The sequence below is a fragment of the Kitasatospora sp. NPDC087861 genome, from assembly GCF_044742585.1.
Classification (GTDB): domain Bacteria; phylum Actinomycetota; class Actinomycetes; order Streptomycetales; family Streptomycetaceae; genus Kitasatospora.
Genome location: NZ_JBIUUS010000031.1, coordinates 24,604 through 49,206, shown reverse-complemented (window position 1 = coordinate 49,206; position 24,603 = coordinate 24,604). Strand labels below are relative to the sequence as shown.

The window sequence follows — 24,603 nt, the reverse complement described above, 5'->3', positions numbered from 1 at the left end:
ACCGATCGGCAGCCGCCCTCAACTGTGCGCCGGACGCTCAGGATTCGCCGTCGGCCCGCTTGCGGATGTGCAGCTGCCGGGCGGCCTCGGCGGTCGAGCCGGAGACGGAGGGGTAGACGGTGAAGGCGCTGGCCACCTGTTCGACGGTCAGATTGGCGTCCACCGCGAGCGCGATCGGGTGGATCAGCTCGCTGGCACGCGGGGCGACGACCACGCCGCCGACCACAATGCCGGTGCCCGGGCGGCAGAACAGCTTCACGAAGCCGTCCCGGATGCCCTGCATCTTCGCCCGCGGGTTGCCGCGCAGCGGCAGCTTGACCACGACCGCGTCCATCTTGCCGCACTCCACGTCGGCCGCGGTGTAGCCGACGGTGGCGATCTCCGGGTCGGTGAAGACGTTGGAGGCGACGGTCTTCAGGTTCAGCGGCTGCACCGCGTCGCCGAGCGCGTGGTACATCGCGATCCGGCCCTGCATGGCCGCCACCGAGGCGAGCATGAAGACGCCGGTGCAGTCGCCGGCCGCATACACGCCCGGGGCGCTGGTGCGGGAGACCCGGTCGACCTGGATCTGGCCCCAGTCGTTGAGCTTGACCCCGGCCTCCTCCAGGCCCATCTCCGCGGTGTTGGGGATCGAGCCGACCGCCATCAGACAGTGCGTGCCGGTGACCACCTGGCCGTTGGACAGGGTCACCTCGACCTCGTCGCCGACCCGCTTGGCGCCCTCGGCCCGGGTCCGGCTCATCACGTTCATGCCGCGGCGGCGGAAGACGTCCTCCAGCACCTCGGCGGCGTCCGGGTCCTCGCCCGGCAGCACCCGGTCGCGGCTCGACACGAGCGTGACCTTCGAACCGAGCGCCTGGTAGGCGCCGGCGAACTCGGCGCCGGTCACACCGGAGCCGACCACGATCAGCTCGCGCGGCAGCTCCTCCAGGTCGTACACCTGGGTCCAGGTGAGGATCCGCTCGCCGTCCGGCTGGGCGTCCGGCACCACGCGCGGGTGGGCGCCGGTGGCGATCAGCACCGCGTCGGCGCGCAGCGACTGGACGGTGCCGTCCGGCGCGTCCACCAGCACCTCGCGGGAGCCGTCCACCGCCTGCCCGCCGGAGCCGAGCCGGCCACGGCCGCGCAGCACGGTGACCCCGGACCGGGTGACCGACTGGGTGATGTCGTGGGACTGCGCGATCGCCAGGCGCTTCACGCGGCGGTTGACCTTGCCCAGGTCCACGCCGATGACCTTGGCCGCGTCCGCGCCCTCGTCCTGGGCGACGGTGATGCCCAGTTCCTCGTACGAGGTGTCGAAGGTGGTCATCACCTCCGCGGTCGCGATCAGGGTCTTCGACGGCACGCAGTCGGTGAGCACCGCCGATCCGCCCAGACCGTCGCGGTCGACGACGGTCACCTCCGCGCCGAGCTGAGCGGCCACCAGCGCCGCCTCGTAGCCGCCGGGTCCGCCACCGATGATCACGATCCGAGTCACGTGCACCATTGTCCCGCACGCCGGGATCGCCGCCACGCCGGGGTCCGCGCTCCTGTGCGATCGCCCAGTCGCCCCGGACCGTCCGTCCGCCGGGCTAGTCTTCCCCCCATGCCCCTTTACGCCGCGTATGCCACCAACCTCGATGCCCGGCAGATGACCCGCCGCGCCCCGCACTCCCCCCTGCGCGGTTCCGGGTGGCTGGACGGCTGGCGGCTCACCTTCGGCGGCGAACAGCTCGGCTGGGAGGGCTCGTTGGCCACCGTCGTCGAGGACGGGAAGGACCAGGTCTTCGTCACGCTGTACGACGTCGCGCCGATGGACGAGGAGGGCCTGGACCGCTGGGAGGGCGTCCAGCTCGGCATCTACCGCAAGATCAAACTGCGCGCCCAGACCCTGGACGGCGACATCCCGGTCTGGACGTACGTGCTCAACGACTACGAGGGCGGCCTGCCCGCGGCCCGCTACCTCGGCCTGATCGCCGACGCCGCGGAGAGCGCCGGCGCCCCGCACGACTACGTGATGGACCTGCGCCGCCGCCCCTGCTGACCGGGTCCGGGCCCTTTGGACGTACCGACGAGAACCGTCACCCAAAAGGCGCCACCGAGCTGTGCTTTCGGGTCAACCGGGTAACGATCCGGCATGCCGTGCCGGATTTTCTACGCGCGTAGCCAAATCCCGTCTATCCTCGGACCCGTGAACGCAACCCCTCAGTCGGTCGTCTCCGCCGACCCCTACGCCGCCGCCCAGGCCGCCGCCGAGCGCCTGCGCGAGCTGACCGGTGCCGAGCGGCACGACGTCGCCCTGGTGATGGGCTCCGGCTGGGTGCCGGCCGCCGACGCCCTGGGCGAGACCGTGGCCGAGTTCCCGGTCACCGACCTCCCGGGCTTCCCCGCCCCCGCCGTCGCCGGCCACGCCGGCACGATCCGCTCGGTGAAGATCGGCGACAAGCGCGCCCTGATCTTCCTCGGCCGCAACCACTACTACGAGGGCCACGGCGTGGCCACCGTCGTCCACGGCGTGCGCACCGCCGCCGCGGCCGGCTGCGGCATCATCGTGCTGACCAACGGCTGCGGCGGTCTGCGCGAGGGCTGGGTCCCCGGCCAGCCGGTCCTGATCAGCGACCACATCAACCTCACCGCGGACTCCCCGATCGTCGGCGCCAACTTCGTCGACCTCACGGACCTGTACTCCAAGCGGCTGCGCGCGCTCTGCCGCGAGGTGGACCCGACCCTCGACGAGGCCGTCTACGTCCAGTTCCGCGGCCCGCACTACGAGACCCCGGCCGAGGTCAACATGGCCCGGGTGATCGGCGGCGAGCTGGTCGGCATGTCCACCACCCTGGAGGCCATCGCCGCCCGTGAGGCCGGCGCCGAGGTGCTCGGCATCTCGCTGGTCACCAACCTGGCCGCCGGCATCACCGGCGAGCCGCTCAACCACGCGGAGGTCCTGGAGGCCGGCAAGGCCTCCGCCGAGCGCATGGGCGAGCTGCTGGCGAAGGTCCTTGACCGGATCTGACGCCCACCAGGCGCACAATCGTGAACGACGGGGCCCACGGGCGGCGTGATCCGCTGATCACACCCGCCCGCGGGCCCCGTCCGCATGTGCACACCCCATCTTTACGGAACCCTCCGGTCTTTACGGAACCCTCCGTCCGACGAACCGACGCACTTCCCGATGGAGCTGGCAGCCATGACGCAGGCACCCACCACCACCGACCTCCTCGCCCGGGCCCGCACCTGGCTGGCCGAGGACCCCGACCCGCAGACCCGCGAGGAGCTCACCGCCCTGCTGGCCCTGGCGGAGGGCCCCGAGGCCGAGACGGACAGCAAGCTCGCCTGGTCGGACCTCGCCGAGCGCTTCTCCGGCCGACTCCAGTTCGGCACCGCCGGCCTGCGCGGCGAACTGGGCGCGGGCCCGATGCGGATGAACCGCGCCGTGGTGATCCGGGCCGCCGCCGGCCTGGTCGCCTACGTCAAGCAGCAGAACCTGGGCGACCTGGTCGTGATCGGCTACGACGCCCGCCACAAGTCCTACGACTTCGCCCGGGACACCGCCGCCGTGGTGGTCGGCGCCGGTCTGCGCGCCGCGCTGCTGCCGCGCCCGCTGCCGACCCCGGTGCTCGCCTTCGCCGTCCGGCACCTGGGCGCGGCCGCCGGCGTCACCGTCACCGCCAGCCACAACCCGCCGCAGGACAACGGCTACAAGGTCTACCTGGGCGACGGCTCGCAGATCGTCCCGCCGGCCGACGCCGGGATCGCCGCCGAGATCGACGCGATCGACTCGCTCCACGACGTCCCGCGCGCCGAGGAGGGCTGGGAGGTGCTCGGCGAGGACGTCATCGAGGCCTACCTGGCCCGGGCCGTCTCGATCGTCGACGAGCACAGCCCGCGCGAGCTCGACGTCGTCTACACCCCGATGCACGGCGTCGGCCGCGACACCCTGGTCGCCGCCTTCCGCCGGGCCGGCTTCCCGGCGCCCACCGTCGTCGCCGAGCAGGCCGAGCCCGACCCGGACTTCCCGACCGTGGCCTTCCCCAACCCGGAGGAGCCGGGGGCGATGGACCTCGCCTTCCGCACCGCCGCCTCGGTCGGCCCGGACATCGTGATCGCCAACGACCCGGACGCCGACCGCTGCGCGGTGGCCGTCCCCACCAACGGCGACGCGGCCGGCGGCGGCAGCGGCGCCGCCGGCTGGCGGATGCTGCGCGGCGACGAGGTCGGCGCGCTGCTCGGCGCGGCCCTGGTCGCCAAGAAGGCCGAGGGCGTCTTCGCCACCACCATCGTCTCCGCCACCCTGCTCGGCCGGATCGCCGAGGCCGCCGGCCTGGGCTACGCCGAGACGCTGACCGGCTTCAAGTGGATCGCCCGCGCCGACGGCCTGCGCTACGGCTACGAGGAGGCGCTCGGCTACTGCGTCGACCCGCAGGGTGTCCGGGACAAGGACGGCATCACCGCCGCTCTGCTGGTCGCCGAACTGGCCGCCACCCTCAAGAAGTCCGGCCGCACCCTGAACGACCTGCTGGACGACCTGGCGCTGGAGCACGGCCTGCACGCCACCGACCAGCTGTCGGTCCGCGTGCACGACCTCTCGCTGATCGCCGACGCCATGCGCCGCCTGCGCGAGCAGCCGCCGACCGTCCTGGCCGGCCTCCGGGTCACCCGCGCCGACGACCTGTCGGCCGGCTCCGCCGACCTGCCGCCCACCGACGGCCTGCGCTACTACCTGGCCGGCGAGGCCGTCCGCTCGGCCCGCATCGTGGTGCGCCCGTCCGGCACCGAGCCCAAGCTCAAGTGCTACCTGGAGGCCGTCCTGCCGGTCGCCACCGCCGCCGACCTCGCCGCCACCCGCGAGCGGGCCGCCGAGCTGCTCGACGCCGTCAAGCGCGACCTGGCCGAGGCCGCGGGCATCGCCGCCTGACGCCCGCCCGCCCACCCGGAAGGGGCCCGCGACCGGCGGGCCCCTTCCGTACGTCCGCTGCTTCTGCTGAGAACGCGTTCTGCTCGGAGCGCGTTCTGCTCAGAGCGCGTTCCGCTCAGACCGCGATCGCCGTGACCAGCGCGGCCAGGCCCACCAGCGTCGGCGCGATCACCCACCAGCACCAGGACACCACGACCGGACCGGCCGCGTCGGGGCGGGCGGCGTTGCGCTCGGCCATCTCCTGCAGCACGGTGGTCACCTGGTCGGACCAGGCGCGGGTCGGGTCGGCGGAGCCCTGCACCACCGGGTTGGACTGGCGGCCGAACACCATCCCCATCCGGGAGGCGTGCTCGGCGCCGCCGCGCTCCTGGGCCCGGGTCGCCCGCTTGCGCTGCCGCAGCGACACCGGCACCGCCCACACCTGGTACTTCTTGCCCCCCGCGAGCAGCTCGACCGAGTACCCCGCGCGCAGTGTGTCCACCGCGGCCCACGGCGCGGTGATGGTCCGCCACGGGTTGCGCACCACCAGTCGGCTGCTGCCGGCCCGCACCTCCGGGCGCAGCGTGTAGGCGATCACCGGGAAGGCGAACACCGGCACCGACGCGAGCGCGACGTACGGCGTCTTCCCGGTCCCGTTCAGCACCGCGTCGCCGATCAGCCAGGCGGCGACGGCCAACAGCAGCACTCCGGAGATCACACCGGGGACAGAGCGGTACACGCGGTCCGCGTACGCGGGCTCCCCGTCGGGGGCGGCGGAACCCCGGTGGGGCTTGCCGTCGGAATCGGTCATGCCGTCGATTCTGCCCCATGCCCCCCACCGAGAGGTCTCGGTCCGGCATCGAATGCCGTCCCCGGACCACCCGGTCACCCTCCTCCGCTCGCCCGGCCCACGCATCCCCGCCGCCGCCCCGCCACGGCCCCGGATGTCTCGGTCCGGCCACGAAAGATGGGGGGTCTAGCGGTCGACTACGCGCGTAGATATGCTGCTCTGGTGACTATGTCCACTGTTGCAGCCAATGCCCCCGGCGTTGCGGGCAGCGGCCTTCAGGACGTTGCGGCGTCCGAGGCCTCGCTCCGCCGCTTTCTGCACGGCCTGCCCGGCGTCGACCAGGTCGGCCTGGAGGCGCGTGCCGCCGCCCTCGGTACCCGCTCGATCAAGACCACGGCGAAGGCCTACGCCATCGACCTGGCGATCTCGATGATCGACCTGACCACGCTGGAAGGCGCGGACACGGTCGGCAAGGTGCGCGCCCTCTGCGCCAAGGGCAGGACCCCCGACCCGACCGACCCGACCACCCCCCGCGTCGCCGCCATCTGCGTCTATCCGGACATGGTCGCCACCGCGAAGGCCGCCCTGTGGGGCACCGACATCCAGGTCGCCTCGGTGGCCACCGCGTTCCCGGCCGGCCGCGCCGCCCTCCCGGTGAAGCTCGCCGACACCGCCGACGCGGTCGCCGCGGGCGCCGACGAGATCGACATGGTGATCGACCGCGGGGCCTTCCTCTCCGGCCGCTACTTCGACGTCTTCCACGAGATCGTCGCCGTCAAGGAGGCGTGCAAGCGCCCGGACGGCACCTCCGCCCACCTCAAGGTGATCTTCGAGACCGGCGAGCTGCAGACGTACGACAACGTGCGCCGCGTCTCCTGGCTGGCGATGCTGGCCGGCGCCGACTTCATCAAGACCTCCACCGGCAAGGTCGCCGTCAACGCGACCCCGCCGGTCACCCTGCTGATGCTGGAGGCGGTCCGCGACTTCAAGGCGCAGACCGGCGTCCAGGTCGGCGTGAAGCCGGCCGGTGGCATCAAGACCACCAAGGACGCGATGAAGTACCTGGTGATGGTCAACGAGACCCTCGGCGACGACTGGCTGACCCCGCACTGGTTCCGCTTCGGCGCCTCCAGCCTGCTCAACGACCTGCTGATGCAGCGCCAGAAGCTCACCACCGGACGCTACTCCGGCCCCGACTACGTGACGGTGGACTGATCACCATGGCCAAGAAGAAGAACACCGAGGAGCCCACGGCCAAGCCGGCCGGAGGCCTCTTCGCCTACGCCCCGGCCCCCGAGTCCTCCGCCGCCGCGGGCGACATCGCCACCTCCTACGGCCACTTCATCGGCGGCGAGTTCGTCGACTCCTCCGGCAGCGAGGCCCTGAAGACGGTCAACCCGGCCACCGAGCAGGTGCTCGCCGAGTTCGCCCAGGGCACCGACGAGGACGTGGACCGCGCGGTCGCCGCCGCCCGCAAGGCCTTCGCCGACTGGTCGGCGCTGCCGGGCAGCGAGCGCGGCAAGTACCTGTTCCGGATCGCCCGGATCATCCAGGAGCGCAGCCGCGAGCTGGCCGTGCTGGAGTCGATCGACAACGGCAAGCCGATCCGCGAGACCCGCGACTTCGACATCCCGACCGTCGCCGCGTGGTTCTTCTACTACGCGGGCTGGGCGGACAAGCTGGACTACGCGGGCTTCGGCCCGAACCCGCGCCCGCTGGGCGTGGCCGGCCAGGTCATCCCGTGGAACTTCCCGCTGATGATGCTGGCGTGGAAGATCGCGCCCGCCCTGGCGACCGGCAACACGGTCGTCCTCAAGCCGGCCGAGACCACCCCGCTGACGGCCCTGCGCTTCGCCGAGATCTGCCGCCAGGCCGGTCTGCCGAAGGGCGTCGTCAACATCGTCACCGGTGACGGCCGCACGGGCGCCGCGCTGACCGCGCACCCGGACGTCAACAAGGTCGCCTTCACCGGCTCCACCCCGGTCGGCCGGGCGATCGCCAAGCAGCTGGCCGGCAGCCGCAAGAAGCTGTCGCTGGAGCTGGGCGGCAAGGCCGCGAACATCGTCTTCGACGACGCGCCGATCGACCAGGCGGTCGAGGGCATCGTGAACGGCATCTTCTTCAACCAGGGTCACGTCTGCTGCGCGGGCTCGCGCCTGCTGGTCCAGGAGTCGATCCAGGACGAGCTGCTGGACGCCCTGAAGCGCCGGATGGCCACCCTGCGGGTCGGCGACCCGCTGGACAAGAACACCGACATCGGCGCCATCAACTCGGCCGCCCAGCTGGCCCGGATCACCGAGCTGACCGACGCCGGCGAGGCCGAGGGCGCCGAGCGCTGGTCGCCCGACTGCGAACTCCCGGGCACCGGCTTCTGGTTCAAGCCGACCCTGTTCACCGGCGTCAGCCAGGCCCACCGGATCGCCCAGGAGGAGATCTTCGGCCCGGTGCTGTCGGTGCTGACCTTCCGCACCCCCGCCGAGGCGGTCGACAAGGCCAACAACACCCCGTACGGCCTCTCCGCCGGCATCTGGACGGAGAAGGGCTCGCGCATCCTGTGGACGGCGAGCCGGCTCAAGGCCGGCGTGGTCTGGGCCAACACCTTCAACAAGTTCGACCCGACCTCGCCGTTCGGCGGCTACAAGGAGTCGGGCTACGGCCGCGAGGGTGGCCGCCACGGTCTGGAGGCCTACCTCGATGTCTGACACGACCTACGCGCGTCTTGACGTCCTCAAGACCTACAAGCTGTACGTCGGCGGGAAGTTCCCGCGCTCCGAGAGCGGGCGGGTGTACGAGGTGACGGACGCAAAGGGCGAGTGGCTCGCCAACGCCCCGCTGGGCACCCGCAAGGACGCCCGCGACGCCGTCCTGGCCGCCCGCGCGGCGGTCAAGGGCTGGTCCGGCACCACCGCGTACAACCGCGGCCAGGTGCTGTACCGGGTGGCCGAGATGCTGCAGGGCCGCCGCGAGCAGTTCGCCGCCGAGGTGTCCGCCGCCGAGGGCATCGGCCCGAAGAAGGCCGCCGCGCTGGTGGACGCCGCGATCGACCGCTGGATCTGGTACGCGGGCTGGACGGACAAGGTCGCCCAGATCGCGGGCGGCGCCAACCCGGTCGCCGGCCCCTTCTTCAACCTCTCCACCCCGGAGCCGACCGGCGTGGTCGGGATCGTCGCCCCGCAGGCCGGGTACGGACACTCGCTGCTCGGCCTGGTCTCGGTGATCGCCCCGGCGATCGCCACCGGGAACACGGTCGTGGTCGCGGCCGCCGCGGACGCCCCGCTGCCGGCCCTGTCGCTGGGCGAGGTGCTCGCCACCTCGGACGTCCCGGGCGGCGTGGTCAACATCATCTCGGGCCGCACGGCCGACATCGCGCCCACGCTGGCCTCGCACCAGGACGTCAACGCGCTGGACCTCACCGGGGCGATCGCCGCCGACGGCCCCGGCGCGGCGCAGGCGCTGGAAGCGGCCGCCGCGGATACCCTGAAGCGGGTAGTCCGTCCGGAGCTGGACCCGTTCGCCCAGGACTGGACCAATGCGCCCGGTACGGACCGGCTACTCTCCTTCCTGGAGACCAAGACGGTCTGGCACCCGATGGGGATCTGACCTCCCCGTCACCGAGTAACAACTCCACAGACTGGCCGTCCCCCGTGCCCTCTCCCCCCCAGGGCCCGGACGGTCATTGGACGGACCCGCGCCTCTCCCCCCCTGGCGCGGGTCCGTCGCCTTTCGCCGCCTGTCGCCGCCGCTCTCCGTCGCCACGCCGGCAGCTGCCGATGGTCCACGTCGCGCTCGCCGACCCACGGGCCCGGCAGAAGGTGTGCTCCGACCGGTTTCGGCATCGGGCCCCGATGCGTCAGACTGGTGTCCCGTGAGTGACGACCCGCTGAATCCTGCGCCGACGACCCGCGCCCTGGTGGTCCTGCTGTCCGGCCCCTCCGGCTCCGGGAAGTCCTCGCTCGCCGAGCGCAGCGGCCTGCCCGTGCTGCAGCTGGACGACTTCTACAAGGACGGGGACGACCCCACCCTGCCGCTGCTGCCGGACGGCGCGGTCGACTGGGACTCCCCGCTTGCCTGGCACCGCGACCAGGCCGTCGCCGCGATCCGCAGCCTGCACGAGACCGGCCGCACCGACGCCCCGGTGTACTCGATCCCGGACAACGGCCGGATCTCCACCCGCACCCTGGACCTGGCCGGCGCCCCCGCGTTCATCGCCGAGGGCATCTTCGCCGCCGAGATCACCGCCGAGTGCGCCGCCGAGGGCCTGCTCGGCGACGCCCTGTGCCTGCGCAACGGCGCGCTCACCACGGCCTGGCGCCGGCTGCGCCGGGACGTCCGGGAGGGCCGCAAGTCGCTGCCCGTGCTGCTGCGCCGCGGCTGGCGGCTGATGCGCGCCGAGCGGTCCATCGTCGGGCGGCAGGTCACCCTGGGCTCGCACCCGTGCGCCGGTGCGGAGGCCGAGCGCCGGATCCGCGCCGCCGCCGGGCCGCGGCAGCTCTCGTCCGTCTGAGCACGGCCGCGGGGGGACGAGGAGCGGCCGCGCGAGAACGGAGAACGACGGGCCCGGTGCGTCTCCCCCGCACCGGGCCCGTCGCCTTCCCCGAACGATCCCCGGGCTCCCCGTGGTCACCGCTCCCCCGAGCCGGCGTCCACGGACCGCGACCGTCCGCTACCCGTCCCCCGACGGGAGTCCCACTCCTGCGCGTTACGCGACCAGCTCGCCGAACGCCCGGACGGTGTCGCCCGACTTGTTCAGGTGCTCGTCCTCGCGCAGCCGGCGCAGCGCCCGCCAGATGCTGCTCTTGACCGTGCCGACGCTGATCCCCAGCACGTCGGCGATCTCCGGGTCGGTCTTGCCCTCGTAGTACCGCAGCACCAGCATGGTCCGCTGGTTCTCCGGCAGCTTCGCCAGCGCCTGCCAGAGCACGGTGCGCAGCTCGGTGCCGCCCATCGCGTCGGTGTCGCCGGCCGTCTCCGGCAGCTCCTCGGTCGGGTACTCGTTGACCTTGCGGCGCCGCCAGGCGGAGATGTGCAGGTTGGTCATGGTGCGGCGGAGGTACCCGCCGACCGCGGCCTTGTCGGTGATCCGGCCCCAGGCCCGGTAGGTGCTGAAGAGCGCGCTCTGCAGCAGGTCCTCGGCCTCGTAGCGGTCACCGGTGAGGTGGTACGCCGTGGCGTACAGGGAGGCGCGGCGCTCGCGCACGTACGCGGTGAACTCCGTGATGTGGTCCTCCGCGACGGCCGGGTGCTCCCCCTGCGCGTCTCCCTGTCCCGCCTCGGTGGTGCGGGCCGCGGCGGGGTTCAGCCGCAGCAGCGTCGCACCGGCGGCCTCACGACCGGCCGACTCCCCCGAGCCGACCGTCCGCAGACCGCTTCCCCTGTTTCCCCCCGGGGCGTCCTTGCCCTCGACGCGGACGGGGAGGATCCCCCGCAGCGTGAGGGTGCCGGCGGAATCGGCCGCGTTCCCCACCCGGCCGATCCCGTACAGCTCCCCAGCCCTGGCGCCGCCGCTCACCCGACGGGCGACAGGGTTTCCACCGGTGCTGTGCGCGCACCCCCGTACGGTCACGGCACCGGAGTTCTCGTCGGTCCTGACCTCGTACCGGGTCCGCGTGGTGGTCGCTGACGAACGCGCGGTGCGGACAGCCGGGTTGGTCCGGGTCTGAAGCATGGCGTTCATCGTGCGCCCCCTGGGTCGGTACGAGCGGTTCCTGTTGCCGCCTTCCAGCCGGCCGGGTTGGCCCGCTGTCCTGCGGCGACATGGAAAATCCTGCCCGGCGGTTGTGATGGCGCTGTCCGCCGACTGTCACAGGGGTGTCACAGGGGCGGGCCGTTCGTCCCGGTCCGTCTCCCTCCGTACCGGACGCCGGTACCTCTCCTTCCGGTTCCCATACGGGTGCCGACCGGTCCGGGGGGTGATTCGACGCTTCGAGTGGGCCAAAATGGGGCCGTGCCTTTCCTCCTTCTGATCGAGGACGACGACGCCATCCGGACCGGCCTCGAACTCGCCCTCACCCGCCAGGGCCACCGCGTGGCCACCGCCGCCTCCGGCGAGGACGGTCTGAGGCTCTTCAAGGAGCAGCGGCCGGACCTCATCGTGCTGGACGTGATGCTGCCCGGAATCGACGGCTTCGAGGTCTGCCGCCGCATCCGCCGCACCGACCAGCTGCCGATCATCCTGCTGACCGCCCGCTCGGACGACATCGACGTGGTGGTCGGCCTGGAGTCCGGCGCCGACGACTACGTGGTGAAGCCGGTGCAGCCGCGGGTGCTGGACGCCCGGATCCGGGCCGTGCTGCGGCGCGGCGAGCGGGAGAGCTCGGACTCCTCCGCGTACGGCAGCGTGGTGATCGACCGGGCGGCGATGACCGTCACCAAGGACGGACAGGACCTCCAGCTCACCCCGACCGAGCTGCGGCTGCTCCTGGAACTCAGCCGCCGCCCCGGCCAGGCGCTCTCCCGCCAGCAGCTGCTGCGGCTGGTCTGGGAGCACGACTACCTGGGCGACTCCCGCCTGGTGGACGCCTGCGTGCAGCGGCTGCGGGCGAAGGTCGAGGACGTGCCGTCCGCGCCGACCCTGATCCGCACCGTACGCGGGGTGGGCTACCGGCTGGACCCGCCGGCCTGACCGGCCCTCCCCTCCGCCCTGAACTTCCGTACGACGACAGGCTCCTGTGACTGACCAACAGACGACGCCCCGACGCTTCGCCGCGGGCCCGTGGCGCAGGCTGCGCTCCCTGCGGGTGCGGCTGATCGCGGTGTTCGCGGCGGTCGCGCTGCTCGCCGCCGTCTCGGCCTCCGGCATCGCCTACTGGCTGAACCGCGACGCGGTGCTCAAGCGTGCCCAGGACACCGCGCTCAACGACTTCCGGGTCTCGCTCAGCCGCAACGTCTCCGCGCTGCCGCTGAACGCGAGTTGCCCGGACCTGACCACGCTCGCGTCCACCGTCGCCAGTTCCGGACTGAGCTACGACGTGGTGGTGGTCGACCCGGCGCACCCGGAGTGCACGGCCTCCTCCGACCCGGGGCAGTTCACGCTGGCCGACGTCCCGGCGGCGCTGCAGTCCACCGTCGCCAGGCAGCGCGAGATCACCGAGACCAACCCCTACCCGTACCACCTGTACTGGCAGCGGCAGAACCTGGCGGGCCGGCCGTTCGTGATCGGCGGCACCAAGGTGGTGCCGACCGGCCCGACGGCGTACATGTTCAAGTCGCTGGAGAACGAGCGGGCCGACCTCAACACGCTGGGCTGGTCGCTGGCCATCGCCACCCTGCTCGCGCTGATCGGCTCGGCGCTGCTCGCCCAGGCCGCCTCGTCGACGGTGCTGCGGCCGGTCAAGCGGCTCGGCGACGCCGCCCGGCGGCTCGGCGAGGGACACCTGGACACCCGGCTGGAGGTCGAGGGCGGGGACGAACTCGCCGACCTGGCGCGGACGTTCAACCGGGCCGCGGAATCGCTGCACGAGCAGGTCGAGGAGCTGAGCGCGCGCGAGGCGCAGAGCCGGCGGTTCGTCGCCGACATGTCGCACGAGCTGCGCACCCCGCTCACCGCGATGACCGCCGTCACCGACATCCTGGAGGACGAGGCCGAGTCGCTGGACCCGATGATCGAGCCGGCCGTACGGCTCGTGGTCAGCGAGACGCGGCGGCTGTCCGACCTGGTGGAGAACCTGATGGAGGTGACCCGCTTCGACGCGGGCACCGCCAGGCTGGTCGCCGACGAGGTGGACATAGCCGACCTGATCATGTCCTGCATCGACGGCCGGGCCTGGTACGACGCGGTCGAGCTGGACGCCCCGCGCGGCATCCTGGCCGTGGTCGACCCGCGCCGGCTCGACGTGGTCTTCGCCAACCTGATCGGCAACGCGCTCAAGCACGGCGGCTCGCCGGTGCGGGTCAGGGTCCGGGAGAGCGCGGGCTCGGTCGTGGTCGAGGTCTCCGACAGCGGCCCGGGCATCCCCGAGGACGTGCTGCCGCACGTCTTCGACCGGTTCTACAAGGCGGACCGGGGACGGGCCCGCTCGGAGGGCAGCGGCCTCGGGCTGTCGATCGCGATGGCCAACGCACAGATCCACGGGGGGACGATCACGGCGGCGAACGGGGAGGTCGGGGCGGTGTTCACGCTGACGCTGCCGCTGGCCCCGCCGCCCCCGCCGGCCGAGGGCGAGACCGGTGGCGGCCCCGCCGGCGACGCCGCCCAGGACAAGGACACCACGTGACCTCCCCCACCCGCACCGCCCTGCGCCGCACCGCTGGCGCCCTGCTGCTGCTCGCGCTGGCCTCCGGCTGCGGCATCCGGCCGACCGCCGTCCCGGTGGACGCGGGCGCCCCGGCCAGCCGGACGGCCTGCCCGACCTCCCCGCACATACCGGCCGCTCTGGCGGCCACGCCGTCCCCGCCCGCACCGAGCACGCCGCCGACCCGCGGCGCCGCCAAGGCGGGCGTGAGCCCGAGCCCGACGCCCACCGTGGTGGCGCCCGGCACTCCGCCGCCCGACAACGTGTTCAGCGCGGTGCCGACGGCGGCGCCCTGCCGGTAGTGCACTCGGCCGCGCCCCGGGCGCCCGGGGCGCGGCCGGGAATGTTCACGCCCGGGGTGGAACCACCGCGCCACCGGCCCACGTCCTTTCCCCCGTGCAGCGAGATGGCACCAGGACACGCGACGAGCGTTCCGGCGCACGGACCGAGAACCGGCCGGCGGCGGCCGTCCACCGTCCCCTCCGATCGGCCGGACTGGCGGGCCTGACCTGCTACCTGGCGCTGGTGCTCTGGCTGGTGGTGCTGAGGCCGCTGCCGGTGGCCTGGGTCTACGACGCCAACCTGACGCCGCTGGCGTCGCTCCGCTCCTCCACCGGCTGGCAGGTGGTCGGCGAGTTCCTCCTGCTGGCCCCGCTCGGCGTGCTGCTCCCGCTGGCCGGCGGCCGGCCGCGGGCCCCCTGGCTGCCGTCCTTCCTGCGCACCACCGGTGTCTCCGCCCTGCTGGCGACCGGCCTGGAGTTCCTCTCCTCCTGGACGCCCGGGCACGTCCTCAACGTCGACCACATACTGCTCGCCGTGATCGGCGTGGCCGTCACCCACCTGGCCCTCGTCCCCGGTCTGCGGCGGCTGCTGCGGGACCGGCGGCCGGGGGTGCGGGCGCCGAAGGTGACCGTACGGGTCAGCCCGCCGGCGGCCGCCGTCGCACCCGTCCCCCGCGCCCGCGCCTACGCCGAGCCCACGCCGCCCGCCCGCTGAGGCCCGCCCGCCCGCAGGGTCCGCCGTACCCGGCCGCCGACCTCGATCAGCCCGCCCGGGCGCGGCCCGGTCAGCAGCTGTGAGCCCCGGCCCTGGGTGACGGTCAGCGCCCGTCCGAGGTGCGCGGTCAGCAGCAGGGCCGCCGCGCCGGTCGCCTCGTCCTCGTCGATCCCGTCGCCCCGGCCCGGGAAGGCCCGCGCCCGGACGCTGCCGGCCGCCTCGTCCTGCCAGGCCCAGGCGTAGATCCACTCCCCCGGCGGCGGCACCTCCAGGGCGTCCACCTCGGCCGCCGAGGCGTAGCGCCGCAGTGTCCGCGGCGGCGCCCACGCGGGGCGCGCCGCGACCAGGGTCAGTCCGCCGTCGCGCCGGACCTCCACCTTCCCGGCGGCCGTGACCAGCCGGTCCACCCCGAGCAGCCAGGCGGCGCCCACGCACGGGTGGCCGGCGAAGGGCAGGCGCAGCGTCGGGGTGTAGATGTCGATCTCGCCGCGCTCCGGGTCGTCGACGAACACCGTCTCGCTGAAGCCGAGTTGCCGCGCGAACGCCTGCCGGTCCGCCCGGTCCGGCAGCGCGGCGCCCGCCCGCACCACGCCGAGTTCGTTCCCGTACCCGCCGTCGGGCCCGCAAAAGACCCGCAGCACCTCATAGTCAGTCATTTCCCACCTCGTCAATCGCCGTTTCGGCGGAGCGCAACGACTCCGTGCTGAAAACGCGGCGGCGGATGTCGGCCGCCTTTAGTACTCTGCGCTGTCGTCCCCAACGGCTCCGCCGTTTTTCTCCCGTCCCCCAGGAATCCCCCTTGAACAATCTCGATTTCAGCGCCGAGCCGCTGTTCTCCTGGTACGTCGTCATGCTGGCGATCAGCGGCGTCATCATGCTGGTCCTCGGAGCGCTGAATCTCGGCGGCGGCCTGAAGATCGGCTGGCGGATCGTCAACGTCCTCGCCGGTCTCGGATTCCTGGGGTACGCCTACTACCTCGCGTTCGTGTTCGAGGGCGGCAGGTACGAGATCTTCCTCAAGGCGTTCATCCTGCCGGTCGCGCTGATCGTCCACTCGGTGAAGGCGATCGTCGAGCGGAGCAACGCCAAGGCCCAGCAGCCGGTCCCGCCGGGTGCGCCCTACGGCCCGGCCGCCGGGTACCAGAACGTCCCGCCGCAGGCGGCGGCGTTCGACCCCAACGCCCCGCAGGCACCGTACAACCCCAACGCCCCGCAGGCGCCGTACGGTCCCGGCGCCCCGCAGCCCGGCGCGGCCGTCCCGCCGCCGGCCGCGCCGTACCAGCAGGGCGTCCCGGCGCCGCAGGCCGCGCTGTACGCCCCGCCGGCGCAGGCCGTCCCGAACAACCCCTACGCGCAGTCCGTGCCGCCGGCCCAGCCCGGGCAGCCGCAGCCGCCGTACCCGGCCGGCTGATCCGCCGCACGGGGGGTGGGGGCACCGGCCGGGCCGGGGCCCCCACCGCCGTCAGGGGGTCAGCCGGTGCAGGTCACGCGGGAAGAGCGTGGTCCGGCGGATGTTGTCGGTGCCGGTGAGCCGCGCCGTCCAGCGCTCCAGTCCGAGCGCGAACCCGCCGTGCGGAGGCATGCCGTGCGCGAAGGACCGCAGGTACCCCTCGTACGGGCCGACCGGCTCGCCCCGGGCCGCCAGCGCAGCCAAGTAGTCCTCGTACCGGTGCAGCCGCTGGCCGCCGGTGACCAGTTCGAGCCCGCGGAAGAGCAGGTCGAAGCTGTTGGAGTACTCCGGCCGCCCCGGCTCCGGGTGGGTGTAGAACGGCCGCTTGCGCATCGGGTAGCCGACCACGAACAGGAACTCGCTGCCGTGCTCGCGCAACGCCCACTCGCTGAGCCACCGCTCGTGCGCCGGGGCGAGGTCCGGCTCGTCGACGCCCAACAGCCGCATCGCCTCGGCGAAGTGGAGCTGCGGGATCTCCGCCGGGACGTCGGGCAGCTCCACCTCCAGCAGGTCGGCGGCGGCGCCGGCCCGCTCGGCCACCGAGGCGACCATCCCGGCGACCACCTCGCGCAGCACGGCCATCACCTCGCGGTGGTCGGCGATGAAACCGAGTTCCGCGTCGAGGCTGGTGTACTGCGCCAGATGCCGTGCGGTGTCGTGCGGTTCGGCCCGGAACACCGGCCCGGTCTCGTAGACCCGCTCGAACACCCCGACCATCGCCTGCTTGAAGAACTGCGGCGACTGCGCCAGGTACGCCTCCCGCCCGAACCAGTCCAGCGCGAAGACGTCCGCGCCGGACTCGGTGGCCGAGGAGACCACCTTGGGCGTGTGGATCTCGGTGAAGCCGAGCCCGTCCAGGGTGGCGCGGAACCCGGCCACGGAGGCCGCCGAGACGCGGTGCAGCGCGGACAGCCGGGGGTGGCGCAGGGTGACCGGCGCGCCATCCAGGACGACCGGCAGCGCGGCCTCGACGGTGGGCCGGAACAGGCTGAACGGCGGCGCCCCGGCGAGGCTGGACAGCACCTCGACGGTCGGGGCGGTCAGTTCGACGCCGGCCGGCGCCTGCGGGTTGGCGGTGACCGTGCCGCGGATCCGCAGCACGGTCTCCTCCGGCAGGTTGGGGCCGGCACCGGTGGTGACCACCTGGGCCAGTCCGGAGCGGTCCCGGATCACCAGGAAGGTGACGGACTTCAGTGCGCGGCGGCGGTGCAGCCAGCCGCTGATCTCGACGGATTCGCCGACGTGGCCGGGTAGTTCGGCGGCCAGGACACGGGTCGTCGGGTGGATCATCGCGGCCCTCCAGGGGCTTCGTGGTGATCCCTTCGGAGTGCGGGCGAGAAGGGCAACTCGCGGTGCCACCGCACTTTCGCCGCCGCCCGCGCGGGCAGCGGCCTCGTGACGGCCCGTTGACGGGGGCCGGCCGGCGGGGCATTTCCTCCCCGCACTCAGGAGTGTCTTCGCTCCGGTGCGCAGGACCGCCTTCACAGCTGCCGGCGGCTCTCTCGGCCCGCGGGGCCCGGAGGTACTCGTCTCCCTCGACGTGTTGTCGGAGAGGCTAGATCAGGCCACTGCCACCCGCAACGGGCTTTCCGGCCGCCCTGGCGGGTGCCCGCGCTCCGGGTGGACCCTGAGTCGGACCCCGACGTCCGGCTACGCCTCACCGGTGACTCGGCGGGGTGGCGAATCGACTGCCAGGCGGACGTTTCCGGGCCCGCGGTCGCGGAGAGTTGTCATAAGCCCGCCGGACCGGCCGGACCGGGCTCCACGACACGGAGAAGACCATGAGCGCCCGTCTCGCCCGTCCTCGCCACAACCGCGTCATCGCCGGCGTCTGCGCCGGGCTCGCCGAGCGCTACGGCGTGACGCCGTGGACCGTACGACTGATCTTCCTGATCTCGATCATCCTGCCCGGGCTCCAGTGCCTGGTCTACCTCGCCCTCTGGGTGCTGCTCCCCCAGGAGCCGTAAGTCCCGGATCCGGCACTTCCCGAGCCGGCTCCGGGCCTGTCCGACAACTCCCGCCGCACGCACGGCCGGACACGACGACGGGCCGCCCGATCCCGGGATCACCGGGACGGACGGCCCGTCGCCGTGCCGGCGGCTCGATCAGCCGGCCAGGCCCGGCAGCGGCAGGGCGTGGGTCAGCCCGCCGATGGGGGTCTTGTCGACGCCGGGGATGGTCGGGATGGCACCGCGGGTCGCGGCAGCAGGCGCCTCGGCGGTCGGCGCGGCCTGTCCGGCGGTCGGGGCGAGGGTGCCGAGCGTGCCGGTGACCTCGTCGCCGCCGGGCAGCTTGTTGGCGGTGTCGGCGACCGCGCCGGTCACCGCGGGGTTCGTCAGGGTGCTGGTGGGCAGCCCGACACCGCCGGGGGCCGGGGCGGCAGCGGACGCGCTACCGGCGCCCACCGCTGCGATGGCGATGCCGAGCGCCGCGGTACCGGCGGCCTTGAGAGCCTGCTTCATGGTTCGTCCCTTGGGTCCTCGTCGGTGGCCGACATCGCGGCGGGGCGGACGGGATCCGCCGCCGCCACGGCCTGTCAGCATTGACTGGCACACCGTAGTGAGTGGGACACGCGAGAGCCAAAGGGCGTTCACTCAGTCGAGTGAGTAGTCGGATGAACGCCAAATCCCGTTCGGGACCACGGAGTTCACCCGACCACTCGAACGGGCCGGGCCGCTCAGAGCTCGCCGGCACCCGCACTGAACAGCCACTCCGCCTTCAGCTCGGCGTACCCCGGCTTGATCACGTCGTTGATCATCGCCAGCCGCTCGTCGAACGGCAGGAACGCGGACTTCATCGCGTTCACCGTGAACCACTCCAGGTCCCCCAGCGTGTAGCCGAAGGCCTCCACCAGGTGTCCGAACTCCTGGCTCATGCTGGTGCCGCTCATCAGCCGGTTGTCGGTGTTGACGGTGACCCGGAACTTCAGCCGGCTGAGCAGCCCGATCGGGTGCTCGGCGTACGAAGTCGCCGCCGCGGTCTGGAGGTTGGAGGTCGGGCACATCTCCAGCGGGATGCGCTTGTCGCGGACGTACGCGGCCAGTCGGCCGAGCTCGACGCCGCCGTCCTCCTTCACCGTGATGTCGTCGACGATCCGCACGCCGTGGCCGAGCCGGTCGGCGCCGCAGCACTGCAGGGCCTCCCAGATCGACGGCAGGCCGAAGGCCTCGCCCGCGTGGATGGTGAAGTGGTTGTTCTCGCCCTTGAGGTAGTCGAAGGCGGCCTGGTGGCGGGTGGGCGGGTGGCCCGCCTCGGCGCCGGCGATGTCGAAGCCGACGACGCCCTGGTCCCGGTAGCGGTTGGCCAGTTCGGCGATCTCGGTGGAGCGGGCGGCGTGCCGCATCGCGGTCAGCAGGGTGCCGACCCGGATCCGGTGGCCGGCCGCGCGGGCGTTGGCCTCGCCGAGGCGGAAGCCCTCGTTCACGGCCTGGACGACCTCGTCCAGGGAGAGGCCGGCCTCCAGGTGCTGCTCGGGGGCGTAGCGGACCTCGGCGTACACGACGCCGTCGGCGGCCAGGTCCTCGGCGCAGTCGGCGGCGACCTTGATCAGGGCCTCGCGGGTCTGCATCACGGCGCAGGTGTGCGCGAAGGTCTCCAGGTAGCGGACCAGCGAGCCGGAGTCGGCGGCCGCGCGGAACCACTCGCCGAGTTCCTTGGCGTCGGTGGTCGGGAGGCCCTCGTAGCCGACCGCGGCGGCCAGCTCGACGACGGTCTCGGGGCGCAGCCCGCCGTCGAGGTGGTCGTGCAGCAGCACCTTCGGCGCGCGGCGGATCTGGTCGGGCGTGGGGATGCGCGGGCCGGTGCCCGCGGCGGTGACAGGGATCTGCTTCTCCATTGCGGAAATATAGCCCCTACGCGCGTAGACCCACCACCGCCAACACGGCCGGTTCGGCCAAAGTCCATCGGGAATTCCACCGCCCGGGCCAGCCGCGGCACATTCGGCTCAATCGTGGTGCAGCAACCGCCCCCGCCGCGACAGCACGAAATCCCGGAACGCCGCCACCGGCGGGGTCGGCGGCCGCCCCGCCGCCCAGGCCAGCCCGATCGCCCGCCGGGTGCGCGGCGCCGTCACCTCCAGCTCCACCACCCCCGGCCGCGGCACCAGGGCCGGCGGCAGCAGCGCCACCCCCAGCCCGGCCGCGACCAGCCCGCGCAGCGTCTCGGTCTCCTCCCCCTCGAAGGCGAGCCGCGGCACGAACCCGGCCTGCGCGCAGAAGCCGTCCGTGATCGCGCGCAGCCCGTACCCCCGCTCCAGTCCGACGAACGGCTCCTCGGCCACCTCCGCCAGCCGGATCCGCCGCCGACTTGCCAGCCGGTGGTCCGCCGGGACGACCAGGTGCAGCCGCTGCTCGTCCAGCGGGCGGGCCGTGAAGGCCGGGTCGTCCGGCAGCGGCGCGACCAGGCAGAGGTCCAACTCCCCCTCGCGCAACCGCTCCAGCATCGCCCCGACGTAGTCCTGCACCAGCTGGAAGCGGACCTGCGGGTGCCCCGCCCGGAACCCGCTCAGCAGCGCCGGCACCGCATCCGTCCCCATCGTGTGCAGAAAGCCGAACGCCACCCGCCCGACCTCCGGATCGGCCTCCGCCCGGGCCGCCTCCGCCCCGCGCTCGACCTCCGCCAGCGCCCGCTCCACCGAGGCCAGCAGCAGCCGGCCGGCCCTGGTCAGCCGGACCGTGCGGCCCTGCCGGGCCAGCAGGTCCACGCCCAGCTCCTCCTCCAGCCGGGCCACCGCACGCGACAGCGTCGGCTGCGGCACCCCGAGCAGCGCGGCCGCCTGCGTCACGTGCTCCAAGCGGGCGACCGCGGCGAACTGCGCCAGCCGGGGCGCCAGCAGCGCCGCCGGCTCGTCCGGCCCCAACTCCGCCGCCCGGTACCGCTGCTCCGTGCCGTCCGTCACGTCCGTCCGGGACATCCCGCCACCACCTCGACTCATACGCCAACGCATCGATTCTCCACTCTTCATGCATTGGACGCATCAGCCGCGCCACGCCTACGGTCGACGCCATGCAGCCCGCCGATACCAGGGCATCCGTGACCGTCCCGGATGCCCCCGCCACCGCCATGCCCGCAGCCGACGACCGCCACCGCCCCGGCCAGCGCGCCTTCCGCCGCGCCAACCTCGCCCTGTTCGCCGCCGGGGTCGCGACCTTCGTCCTGCTCTACTCCACCCAGGGCCTGCTGCCGATCCTCTCGGCCGACCTCGACCTCACCCCCGGCCAGGCCAGCTGGACGGCCTCCGCCGCCACCCTCGGACTCGCCCTCGGACTGCTCCCCGCCAGCGCCCTGTCCGACCGGTACGGCCGCACCGCCGTGATGACGGCCTCCACCCTCGCCGCCACCGCGATCGCCCTCGCCCTGCCGTTCGCACCCGACCTCACCACCCTGGTCGTGCTGCGCGTCCTCCAGGGCGCCGCGCTCGCCGGACTGCCCGCCACCGCCATGGCGTACCTCGCCGAGGAGATCCACCCCAGCGCCCTGGCCTCCGCGATGGGCCTGTACGTGGCCGGCAACAGCATCGGCGGCATGGGCGGCCGGCTGCTCTCCGGCTGGACCGCCGCCGCCCTCGGCTGGCGCTGGGGCCTCGCCGCCTCCGCCGCCCTCGCCCTGCTCGCCGCGCTCGCCTTCCGGCTGCTGATCCCCACCGCCCGGCACTTCACCCCGGCCCCGGTGGACGCCCGCGCCCTCGCCCGCACCGTCGGACGGCACCTGCGCAACCCGCTGCTGGTCCGGCTGTACGCGCTCGGACTGCTGTTCATGGCCGTGTTCGGCGCGGTCTACAACACCGTCGGCTACCGGCTGATCGCCGCCCCCTTCCACCTGCCGGAGTCGGTCGCCGCCTCGATCTTCGTCGTCTACCTGGTCGGCACCGGCACCTCCGCCGCCGCCGGCCGCCTCTCCGGCCGGCTCGGCCGCCGCGGCGCCCTCTACGTCTCCATCGGCGTGACCGCCGCCGGGCTGCTGCTCTCGCTCACCGAGTCCCTGGTCTGCGCCCTGCTCGGCCTGGTCCTGATCACCGCCGGCTTCTTCGCCGGCCACGCCACCGCCTCCTCCGCCGTCGGCCGCACCGCCACCGAGGGCCGCGCCCAGGCCTCCGCCCTCTACCTGATCGCCTACTACCTCGGCAACAGCCTCGGCGGCACCGTCGGCGCCGACGCCTACCACGCCACCGGCTGGCCCGGCGCCGCCACCGTGGGCCTCGCCGCCATGGCCCTCGCCGCCGCCGTCACCCTCTACGCCACCCACCAGGCCCACGCGGCAGGGCGAGCGATCGCGGACGCTTGACGGCCGCCGCCGATACACTCCCGGGCATGAGCATCGATCCTGCCGTGTACGCCCGACTGCGCGAGATCGCGGATCAGCTGCCGAAGGTGCCGGGGATAGGGAAGATCGAGATCGCCGACGGCGAGATCGTCATGATGATGTCGCCCGTGAAGCGTCACGAGCTTGCCGTCATCCGCCTGGCGCAACAGCTCAACGCCCAGCTGCCCCGGACCCACCCCGGCTACATCGCCCACGGTGGCGCCGACTTGGAGGACGTCGGCCTCGGTCGACTCCGAAACCCCGACTTGATGGTGTTCCCCGACGCGGCTCTGGACGACGACAGCCCGGCGTTCCTTCCCCACGAGATCCTTCTCGTCGTGGAGATCGTCTCGAAGTCCAACCCCGAGAACGACTACCACAACAAGGTCCACGACTACTCGGCCATGGGCATCCCGCTCTATCTCCTGGTCGATCCCCGCAAGGGCACCGGCATCATCCACGACGAGCCCGGCTACACCCGCCGCACGGACTTCGCTTTCGGCGACACGATCACCGTCGGCCCCTGGACGCTCGACACCGGCGTCCTGCGGACGTACGCCTGAGCGCACGTCCGCAGGACGGCGTCCGGCTCAGGCGATGCGGTCGAGCACGATCGGGTTCGGGGTGAAGGCCGTGCCGGCCGGGGAGACCTCGATGCCGCCTTCGAGGGCCTCGATGGCGTAGTCGTAGCGCTCCGGGGTGTCGGTGTGCAGGGTCAGCAGGGGCTGGCCGGCCACGACGGTGTCGCCGGGCTTGGCGTGCATCTCGACGCCGGCGCCGGCCTGGACCGGGTCCTCCTTGCGGGCGCGGCCGGCGCCCAGGCGCCAGGCGCAGACGCCGACGGCGTAGGCGTCGAGCGTGGTGAGGACGCCGGAGGCGGGCGCCGGGATGACGTGCTGCTCGCGGGCGACCGGGAGCGGGGCGTCGACGTCGCCGCCCTGGGCGGCGATCATGCGGCGCCAGTGGTCCATCGCGGAGCCGTCGCGCAGCGCGTCGGCCGGGTCCTTGCCCTGCACACCGGCCGCGGCGAGCATCTCGCGGGCGAGGGCCAGGGTCAGCTCGACGACGTCGGCGGGGCCGCCGCCGGCCAGCACCTCGATCGACTCGCGGACCTCCAGCGCGTTGCCGGCGGTGAGGCCGAGCGGGGTGGACATGTCGGTGAGCAGGGCGACGGTGTTGACGCCGGCGCTGGTACCCAGGCCGACCATGGTGCGGGCGAGTTCGCGGGCGTCGTCGATGTTCTTCATGAAGGCGCCGGAGCCGACCTTGACGTCCAGGACCAGCGCGCCGGTGCCTTCGGCGATCTTCTTGGACATGATCGAGGAGGCGATCAGCGGGATGGCCTCGACGGTCCCGGTGACGTCGCGCAGCGCGTACAGCTTCTTGTCGGCGGGCGCGAGGCCGTCGCCGGCGGCGCAGATGACCGCGCCGGTGGAGCGCAGCACGTCCAGCATCTCCTCGTTGGAGAGCAGGGCGCGCCAGCCGGGGATGGACTCCAGCTTGTCGAGGGTGCCGCCGGTGTGGCCGAGGCCGCGGCCGGAGAGCTGCGGGACGGCGGCGCCGCAGGCGGCGACGAGCGGGGCGAGCGGGAGGGTGATCTTGTCGCCGACGCCGCCGGTGGAGTGCTTGTCGCTGGTGGGCAGCGGCAGCGAGGAGAAGTCCATCCGGACGCCGGAGCGGATCATGGCGTCGGTCCAGCGGCTGATCTCGTGCGGCTTCATGCCGTTCAGCAGGATCGCCATGGCCAGGGCGGACATCTGCTCATCGGCGACCTCGCCGCGGGTGTACGCGTCGATGACCCAGTCGATCTGAGCGTCGCTCAGCTCTCCGCGGTCGCGCTTGGTCCTGATGACGGAGATGGCGTCCATGCGTGCTCCAAGAGGGGGTTTCAAAAGCGAAGAGTGTCGCGAGATGACCGGTTCCGGCCCACTCGCGACACTCTACGCGCGTAACTGAAAGGGAA

The 24,603-nt window shown here is 73.1% G+C and carries 24 protein-coding genes; 15 read left to right on the top strand and 9 right to left on the bottom strand.

Annotated elements, in window-relative coordinates; genetic code table 11:
* Window positions 1-37: 37 nt before the first annotated feature.
* Complete coding sequence (locus tag ACIOJE_RS32135) at window positions 38-1,486, bottom strand: NAD(P)H-quinone dehydrogenase (protein ID WP_280674910.1); 1,449 nt, start codon at window positions 1,484-1,486, stop codon at window positions 38-40.
* 99 nt (window positions 1,487-1,585) lie between these two features.
* Here ACIOJE_RS32135 and ACIOJE_RS32130 point away from each other — a divergent pair, with 99 nt between their 5' ends.
* From ACIOJE_RS32130 to ACIOJE_RS32120, 3 genes are all read left to right on the top strand, one after another.
* Window positions 1,586-2,023 carry a gamma-glutamylcyclotransferase gene (locus tag ACIOJE_RS32130; protein WP_280674912.1) on the top strand — a complete coding sequence of 146 codons (438 nt, stop codon included), beginning with the start codon at window positions 1,586-1,588 and terminating at the stop codon, window positions 2,021-2,023.
* Between the two features lie 147 nt (window positions 2,024-2,170).
* Window positions 2,171-2,992, top strand: coding sequence for a purine-nucleoside phosphorylase (locus ACIOJE_RS32125; RefSeq protein ID WP_400671826.1), 822 nt, complete (start codon window positions 2,171-2,173; stop codon window positions 2,990-2,992).
* A 174-nt stretch (window positions 2,993-3,166) separates the two neighbouring features.
* A complete protein-coding gene (locus ACIOJE_RS32120) occupies window positions 3,167-4,894 on the top strand; it encodes a phospho-sugar mutase (protein ID WP_400781096.1) in 1,728 nt (575 codons plus the stop codon).
* A gap of 115 nt (window positions 4,895-5,009) precedes the next feature.
* On the opposite strand, the gene ACIOJE_RS32115 is transcribed toward ACIOJE_RS32120, so the two are convergent.
* Window positions 5,010-5,684: a PH domain-containing protein gene (locus tag ACIOJE_RS32115; protein ID WP_400781094.1), complete on the bottom strand. Its 675-nt coding sequence runs from the start codon at window positions 5,682-5,684 to the stop codon at window positions 5,010-5,012.
* A gap of 207 nt (window positions 5,685-5,891) precedes the next feature.
* Here ACIOJE_RS32115 and deoC point away from each other — a divergent pair, with 207 nt between their 5' ends.
* The 4 genes from deoC (at window position 5,892) to ACIOJE_RS32095 (ending at window position 10,167) form a co-directional block, all read left to right on the top strand.
* Window positions 5,892-6,878 carry a deoxyribose-phosphate aldolase gene (gene deoC, locus ACIOJE_RS32110; protein ID WP_400781091.1) on the top strand — a complete coding sequence of 329 codons (987 nt, stop codon included), beginning with the start codon at window positions 5,892-5,894 and terminating at the stop codon, window positions 6,876-6,878.
* Window positions 6,879-6,883: 5 nt separating this feature from the next.
* On the top strand, window positions 6,884-8,365 hold the full coding sequence (locus ACIOJE_RS32105) for an aldehyde dehydrogenase family protein (RefSeq protein WP_280674922.1): 1,482 nt from the start codon (window positions 6,884-6,886) through the stop codon (window positions 8,363-8,365).
* Complete coding sequence (locus ACIOJE_RS32100) at window positions 8,358-9,263, top strand: aldehyde dehydrogenase family protein (protein WP_400781088.1); 906 nt, start codon at window positions 8,358-8,360, stop codon at window positions 9,261-9,263. Before ACIOJE_RS32105 ends, ACIOJE_RS32100 begins: the two co-directional genes overlap by 8 nt.
* 265 nt (window positions 9,264-9,528) lie before the next feature.
* Window positions 9,529-10,167, top strand: coding sequence for an ATP-binding protein (locus ACIOJE_RS32095; RefSeq protein ID WP_400781086.1), 639 nt, complete (start codon window positions 9,529-9,531; stop codon window positions 10,165-10,167).
* A 195-nt stretch (window positions 10,168-10,362) separates the two neighbouring features.
* Here the strand turns inward: ACIOJE_RS32095 and ACIOJE_RS32090 are convergent, their stop codons facing one another.
* Complete coding sequence (locus ACIOJE_RS32090) at window positions 10,363-11,025, bottom strand: SigE family RNA polymerase sigma factor (protein WP_400672318.1); 663 nt, start codon at window positions 11,023-11,025, stop codon at window positions 10,363-10,365.
* A 582-nt stretch (window positions 11,026-11,607) separates the two neighbouring features.
* Between ACIOJE_RS32090 and ACIOJE_RS32085 the strand changes: the two genes are divergently transcribed.
* From ACIOJE_RS32085 to ACIOJE_RS32070, 4 genes are all read left to right on the top strand, one after another.
* Window positions 11,608-12,285, top strand: coding sequence for a response regulator transcription factor (locus ACIOJE_RS32085; protein WP_030257458.1), 678 nt, complete (start codon window positions 11,608-11,610; stop codon window positions 12,283-12,285).
* 46 nt (window positions 12,286-12,331) lie between these two features.
* Window positions 12,332-13,876 carry an ATP-binding protein gene (locus tag ACIOJE_RS32080; protein WP_400781083.1) on the top strand — a complete coding sequence of 515 codons (1,545 nt, stop codon included), beginning with the start codon at window positions 12,332-12,334 and terminating at the stop codon, window positions 13,874-13,876.
* The gene (locus ACIOJE_RS32075; protein WP_400781082.1) at window positions 13,873-14,196 is read left to right on the top strand and encodes a hypothetical protein; all 324 of its coding nucleotides are present in this window, start codon (window positions 13,873-13,875) and stop codon (window positions 14,194-14,196) included. Before ACIOJE_RS32080 ends, ACIOJE_RS32075 begins: the two co-directional genes overlap by 4 nt.
* Window positions 14,197-14,290: 94 nt before the next feature.
* Window positions 14,291-14,890 (top strand): VanZ family protein, encoded by a 600-nt coding sequence (locus ACIOJE_RS32070; RefSeq protein ID WP_280674936.1) that lies wholly within the window; start codon window positions 14,291-14,293, stop codon window positions 14,888-14,890.
* Here ACIOJE_RS32070 and ACIOJE_RS32065 read toward each other — a convergent pair.
* Window positions 14,860-15,546: a PhzF family phenazine biosynthesis protein gene (locus ACIOJE_RS32065; RefSeq protein WP_400781079.1), complete on the bottom strand. Its 687-nt coding sequence runs from the start codon at window positions 15,544-15,546 to the stop codon at window positions 14,860-14,862. The genes ACIOJE_RS32070 and ACIOJE_RS32065 overlap by 31 nt on opposite strands.
* Before the next feature lie 143 nt (window positions 15,547-15,689).
* On the opposite strand from ACIOJE_RS32065, the gene ACIOJE_RS32060 reads away from it, so the two are divergent.
* On the top strand, window positions 15,690-16,301 hold the full coding sequence (locus ACIOJE_RS32060) for a hypothetical protein (protein WP_400781076.1): 612 nt from the start codon (window positions 15,690-15,692) through the stop codon (window positions 16,299-16,301).
* Window positions 16,302-16,352: 51 nt separating this feature from the next.
* On the opposite strand, the gene aspS is transcribed toward ACIOJE_RS32060, so the two are convergent.
* A complete protein-coding gene (gene aspS, locus ACIOJE_RS32055) occupies window positions 16,353-17,630 on the bottom strand; it encodes an aspartate--tRNA(Asn) ligase (RefSeq protein ID WP_400781074.1) in 1,278 nt (425 codons plus the stop codon).
* A 491-nt stretch (window positions 17,631-18,121) separates the two neighbouring features.
* Here aspS and ACIOJE_RS32050 point away from each other — a divergent pair, with 491 nt between their 5' ends.
* Window positions 18,122-18,307, top strand: a complete 186-nt coding sequence (locus ACIOJE_RS32050) for a PspC domain-containing protein (RefSeq protein ID WP_063349060.1) — start codon at window positions 18,122-18,124, stop codon at window positions 18,305-18,307.
* A 138-nt stretch (window positions 18,308-18,445) separates the two neighbouring features.
* Here the strand turns inward: ACIOJE_RS32050 and ACIOJE_RS32045 are convergent, their stop codons facing one another.
* The 3 genes from ACIOJE_RS32045 to ACIOJE_RS32035 all read right to left on the bottom strand — a co-directional run bounded on the left by ACIOJE_RS32045 (window position 18,446) and on the right by ACIOJE_RS32035 (window position 21,252).
* The gene (locus ACIOJE_RS32045; protein ID WP_400781072.1) at window positions 18,446-18,802 is read right to left on the bottom strand and encodes an ATP-binding protein; all 357 of its coding nucleotides are present in this window, start codon (window positions 18,800-18,802) and stop codon (window positions 18,446-18,448) included.
* Window positions 18,803-19,017: 215 nt separating this feature from the next.
* Window positions 19,018-20,175, bottom strand: coding sequence for an adenosine deaminase (locus ACIOJE_RS32040; protein WP_280674949.1), 1,158 nt, complete (start codon window positions 20,173-20,175; stop codon window positions 19,018-19,020).
* A gap of 108 nt (window positions 20,176-20,283) precedes the next feature.
* The gene (locus ACIOJE_RS32035) at window positions 20,284-21,252 is read right to left on the bottom strand and encodes a LysR family transcriptional regulator (RefSeq protein ID WP_400781069.1); all 969 of its coding nucleotides are present in this window, start codon (window positions 21,250-21,252) and stop codon (window positions 20,284-20,286) included.
* A gap of 92 nt (window positions 21,253-21,344) precedes the next feature.
* Between ACIOJE_RS32035 and ACIOJE_RS32030 the strand changes: the two genes are divergently transcribed.
* Together ACIOJE_RS32030 and ACIOJE_RS32025 are read left to right on the top strand one after the other, a co-directional pair.
* Window positions 21,345-22,622 carry an MFS transporter gene (locus tag ACIOJE_RS32030; RefSeq protein WP_400781066.1) on the top strand — a complete coding sequence of 426 codons (1,278 nt, stop codon included), beginning with the start codon at window positions 21,345-21,347 and terminating at the stop codon, window positions 22,620-22,622.
* 26 nt (window positions 22,623-22,648) lie between these two features.
* On the top strand, window positions 22,649-23,203 hold the full coding sequence (locus ACIOJE_RS32025; RefSeq protein ID WP_280674955.1) for a Uma2 family endonuclease: 555 nt from the start codon (window positions 22,649-22,651) through the stop codon (window positions 23,201-23,203).
* Between the two features lie 27 nt (window positions 23,204-23,230).
* On the opposite strand, the gene ACIOJE_RS32020 is transcribed toward ACIOJE_RS32025, so the two are convergent.
* Complete coding sequence (locus ACIOJE_RS32020) at window positions 23,231-24,508, bottom strand: thymidine phosphorylase (RefSeq protein WP_280674957.1); 1,278 nt, start codon at window positions 24,506-24,508, stop codon at window positions 23,231-23,233.
* Window positions 24,509-24,603 lie beyond the last annotated feature (95 nt).

Coding starts and splice junctions, on each gene's coding strand:
- aspS (WP_400781074.1), bottom strand. CDS start 17,630: ATGATCCACCCGACGACCCGTGTCCTGGCCGCCGAACTACCCGGCCAC.
- ACIOJE_RS32045 (WP_400781072.1), bottom strand. CDS start 18,802: ATGAAGCAGGCTCTCAAGGCCGCCGGTACCGCGGCGCTCGGCATCGCC.
- ACIOJE_RS32100 (WP_400781088.1), top strand. CDS start 8,358: ATGTCTGACACGACCTACGCGCGTCTTGACGTCCTCAAGACCTACAAG.
- deoC (WP_400781091.1), top strand. CDS start 5,892: ATGTCCACTGTTGCAGCCAATGCCCCCGGCGTTGCGGGCAGCGGCCTT.
- ACIOJE_RS32050 (WP_063349060.1), top strand. CDS start 18,122: ATGAGCGCCCGTCTCGCCCGTCCTCGCCACAACCGCGTCATCGCCGGC.
- ACIOJE_RS32130 (WP_280674912.1), top strand. CDS start 1,586: ATGCCCCTTTACGCCGCGTATGCCACCAACCTCGATGCCCGGCAGATG.
- ACIOJE_RS32115 (WP_400781094.1), bottom strand. CDS start 5,684: ATGACCGATTCCGACGGCAAGCCCCACCGGGGTTCCGCCGCCCCCGAC.
- ACIOJE_RS32030 (WP_400781066.1), top strand. CDS start 21,345: ATGCAGCCCGCCGATACCAGGGCATCCGTGACCGTCCCGGATGCCCCC.
- ACIOJE_RS32120 (WP_400781096.1), top strand. CDS start 3,167: ATGACGCAGGCACCCACCACCACCGACCTCCTCGCCCGGGCCCGCACC.
- ACIOJE_RS32040 (WP_280674949.1), bottom strand. CDS start 20,175: ATGGAGAAGCAGATCCCTGTCACCGCCGCGGGCACCGGCCCGCGCATC.
- ACIOJE_RS32035 (WP_400781069.1), bottom strand. CDS start 21,252: ATGTCCCGGACGGACGTGACGGACGGCACGGAGCAGCGGTACCGGGCG.
- ACIOJE_RS32105 (WP_280674922.1), top strand. CDS start 6,884: ATGGCCAAGAAGAAGAACACCGAGGAGCCCACGGCCAAGCCGGCCGGA.
- ACIOJE_RS32135 (WP_280674910.1), bottom strand. CDS start 1,486: ATGGTGCACGTGACTCGGATCGTGATCATCGGTGGCGGACCCGGCGGC.
- ACIOJE_RS32025 (WP_280674955.1), top strand. CDS start 22,649: ATGAGCATCGATCCTGCCGTGTACGCCCGACTGCGCGAGATCGCGGAT.
- ACIOJE_RS32020 (WP_280674957.1), bottom strand. CDS start 24,508: ATGGACGCCATCTCCGTCATCAGGACCAAGCGCGACCGCGGAGAGCTG.
- ACIOJE_RS32065 (WP_400781079.1), bottom strand. CDS start 15,546: ATGACTGACTATGAGGTGCTGCGGGTCTTTTGCGGGCCCGACGGCGGG.